This is a genomic window from Thermoflexus sp. (assembly GCF_025055495.1).
Taxonomy (GTDB): Bacteria; Chloroflexota; Anaerolineae; order Thermoflexales; family Thermoflexaceae; genus Thermoflexus.
Window position 1 is genome coordinate 1 of sequence record NZ_JANWXB010000282.1, and the last position, 3603, is coordinate 3603.

Genomic DNA, 3603 nt, shown 5'->3' on the forward strand with positions numbered 1-3603 from the left:
CTAACGGGGCAGGTCCCCTCCCTCTCACGCGCCGTAGTAGAGATAGAACTCGTAGGGATGCGGCCGGAGGCGAATGGCATCCACCTCTTTGCGCTTGAGCTCGATCCAGGTCTCGATCACATCTGGGGTGAAGACCCCGCCCTTGAGCAGGAATTCGTGATCCCGTTCCAGGGCCCGCAGGGCTTCGTCCAGAGAACCGGGCACCTGACGGATCTTCCGGGCCTCCTCGGGGGGCAACTCATAGAGATCCACATCCACCGGATCCCCCGGATCGATGCGGTTCTGGATGCCGTCCAGCCCGGCCATCAGAATCGCGGCGAAAGCCAGATAGGGGTTCGCCGAGGGGTCCGGGCACCGATACTCGATCCGCTTGGCCTTCGGAGAGTCGGAATACATCGGGATGCGAATGCCAGCGCTGCGGTTGCGCCGGGAGTAGACCAGGTTCACCGGCGCCTCGTAGCCCGGGACCAGCCGGCGATAGGAGTTGGTGGTGGGAGCGCAGAAGGCCAGCAGCGCCGGCGTGTGGTAGAGAATCCCACCGATGTAATAGCGGGCCAGCTCGGAGAGACCGGCGTAGCCCCGCTCATCCCAGAACAGGTTACGGCCTTCCTTCCACAGGCTCTGATGCACATGCATCCCCGAGCCGTTGTCTCCGAAGATGGGCTTGGGCATGAAGGTCGCCGTCTTGCCGTGGGCCCGGGCCACGTTCTTAATGATGTATTTATACATCATCACCTGATCGGCCATCCGGGTGAGCGGCTTGAAGCGCATATCGATTTCACACTGGCCGCCGGTGGCCACCTCATGGTGATGCGTCTCCACCTCAATCCCTGCCTGCATCAGGCGCAACACGATCTCCGAGCGCAGATCCTGGAGGGAATCGGCCGGAGGAACGGGGAAATAGCCCTCCTTCCAGCGCGGGCGGTGGCCCAGGTTGGGCTGCCCCTCATCCCGCCCGCTGTTCCAGATCCCTTCCTCCGAATCGATGAAGTAGAACCCGTAGTGCGGCCCCTGATCAAAGCGAATGTGATCGAAGATGAAGAACTCCACCTCCGGGCCCCAGTAGCTCACCTCCGCGATCCCGCTCTGCTTCAGATACGCCTCGGCCTTCCGGGCGATATATCGGGGATCCCGGGTGTAAGGCTCGCGGGTCACCGGGTCGTAGACATTCCCGACCATAGTGAGAGTGGGCACCTCACACACTGGATCCAGCACCGCCGTCGTGGGATCCGGGATCAGGATCATGTCGCTCTCGTCGATGCTCTGGAAGCCCCGGATGCTGGAGCCATCGAATCCCAGCCCCTCCTGGAACACCTCTTCGGAGAGCTCGGTAACGGGAATGCTGAAATGCTGCCAGGTCCCGAGCAGATCCACAAACTTGAGATCCACCATGACCACGCCCTGGGCGCGGGCGAATTCAATGACCTCCCGCGGCTTCGTCAGAGGTTTCGGGGCCTTCCCATTGCTGCGCTCCAGGACTTCCCGGGCAACTTCGGTCAGGGTCTGCCGGGCCATTGTCCCCTCCTTCGAAGTGTTCATAAAATTCCCTCCGATTGTAAAGGGATGAACGAGTCATGCCTATAGCCGCCCGGACCAAATTCGTGGCTTTCTCTTTTGTGCAGCATGCACAATCCCCCCCAGACAGGGAGCTGCGAATCTTCAACACCCCCTCTATTTGGAAGCTTCCCCGGGGTGACCTCTGAATTTTGGTATAAGCTAACTATTACCCCCTGACCAAAGTTCTAAAATAGAGGGCATAAAATTCCATACCATGGAGAATGGGCTTAGATCTAATCTATGGATGAAGGGAATTCGGCGAGGGGTTCGAAGCAATCGTGCAACCGCGTGCCCTGATTCCATTCGGAGGGTGCTGCCGCCTCCGTCCGCTTCAGCCACGATGAGGGAGAGCGGGTTGAGCGACGGGCCGAAGGCCGCTCCACGGGGATATGCGTAGCCCTTGCCAAGGGTTCTTCCTGAAATCGTGCCGTCTATGAACTCCTCAGAGGCCCGATGAAGAACTTGACAGATGCACGCAAGGATAGTATTTCTTTAACCGCCGAATCCATTAGGAATCCCCGATATGGGTCGTCTAATTATTAGATGCTTGACTTATCTAATCGTCGGCTGGACGCTGGCTGAGACAGGTGCTACCGCGCTGGCAGGGTTCACCCCAACTCCCGAACCGCCTACCCCTACGCCTACGCCGGTGCCCAGAGCTACACCCACCCCGCCCGTCCCTACTGATACGCCCACCCCCACGCCGGAGGTCATCCCAACCGCGCCGCCGGTTCCGCCTGAACCCATACCTACACCTTCGCCCACGCTGGCGATGATCCTGCCGGTCACTGGAGGATCGGTAGAGGATACCCGCCCTCTGTTGCCCCTGGCCGTTCTGATGATCGGGTTGGGTTTCTTCCTGATATCGGCCGGGGTATGGATATTGACCCTTCGGAAGGACCGATGAAACGCTCAATCATCCGCCGGCCCGCCCTATCCGCTCCCAGGCTGATCGGAGCCCTCGGCGCCGGTCTGGCGCTGACGATGGGGGTCTGGTTGCTGCTGGCGATGGGAAATCGATGGGCCTCCTGGCTTGCCCCGGCCCCCACGTTGGCCTCTCCGGCCACCCGCCCAGCTGACGTCGTGGCCATCATCGATGGGGAGGCGATCCCGACCGGAGAGTGGAGCCGAACCCTTGCGATCCACCGGACGATGAGCCGCCTCGCTGGAAAGGCGGAGCCGGACCCGGAGGAGGTGCTGCAGCAACTCATCGATCAACACCTCGTGCTTCGGTGGGCGCGATCCAGGGAGCTCTCCATCCGCCCGGAGGAGGCCGCCGAACGGCTGCGGGCGATGCTATCCGCATGGAATGTGAGCGAGCCTCAGCTCGACGAGGCCCTGGGATCGGCGGGCCTGAGCCGGCAGGACCTCCTGCAGGAGATCCAGCGGTTGATGCGGGTCGAGCGGGCGCTGCCGGAGTTGCAGCCCAGCCCGGAGGAATGGCTGGCCCAGCAACGCGCCCGATCCCGTATCAGCGTCTACCGCCCGATGGCAGCGGTCGAAGAGGCCGTTCGGGAGAAGCGACCGGCGGAATCTGCTCCCACACTGCAGGCTTCCCCCATCACGACCCCATCTCCTGCTGGCCCCTATCCCGACCAGCAGGCGCCGGATTTCGCTCTCCCCGATCTCGAGGGGAAGACCTTCCGCCTCGCCGATCTCCGGGGACGCCCGGTGATCCTCCATTTCTGGGCTACCTGGTGCCCGGTGTGTCGCCAGGAAACACCCGCCCTGGCCACGGTGGACCAGCGATATCGGGCTCTGGGGATCGTGTTGCTGGGGATCAACCTGCGCGAGCACCCGGAGAACGTGCAGGGCTTCATCCGATCCTTCGGACCTGCCTTCCCGATATTGCTGGATGGGGATGGCTCGGTGGCCACCCGCTATCAGGTGACCGGCATCCCTACTACGATCTTCATCGATCCGTCCGGGGTCGTTCGGGCGCGGCACGTCGGGCCGATCCCGGAAAGCCAGTGGGAGGAATACATCCGGCGGATCCTTCCCCATTCCGGCGATCGGATCGCCCCACCGGACATCGGGGAGATGGCC

At 62.3% G+C, this 3603-nt stretch carries 3 protein-coding genes; 2 read left to right on the forward strand and 1 reads right to left on the reverse strand.

The window, feature by feature from the left end; genetic code table 11:
* Positions 1-24: 24 nt before the first annotated feature.
* Entirely contained in the window at positions 25-1539 is a 1515-nt protein-coding gene (gene glnA / locus NZM16_RS09025; protein WP_295452116.1) for a type I glutamate--ammonia ligase, read from the reverse strand.
* A 541-nt stretch (positions 1540-2080) separates the two neighbouring features.
* On the opposite strand from glnA, the gene NZM16_RS09030 reads away from it, so the two are divergent.
* Both NZM16_RS09030 and NZM16_RS09035 read left to right on the forward strand, forming a co-directional pair.
* Positions 2081-2464, forward strand: coding sequence for a hypothetical protein (locus tag NZM16_RS09030; RefSeq protein WP_295480031.1), 384 nt, complete (start codon positions 2081-2083; stop codon positions 2462-2464).
* Positions 2461-3603 (forward strand): redoxin domain-containing protein (locus tag NZM16_RS09035; RefSeq protein ID WP_295480033.1); only part of this gene is annotated, 1143 nt, incomplete at its 3' end. The genes NZM16_RS09030 and NZM16_RS09035, both read left to right, overlap by 4 nt.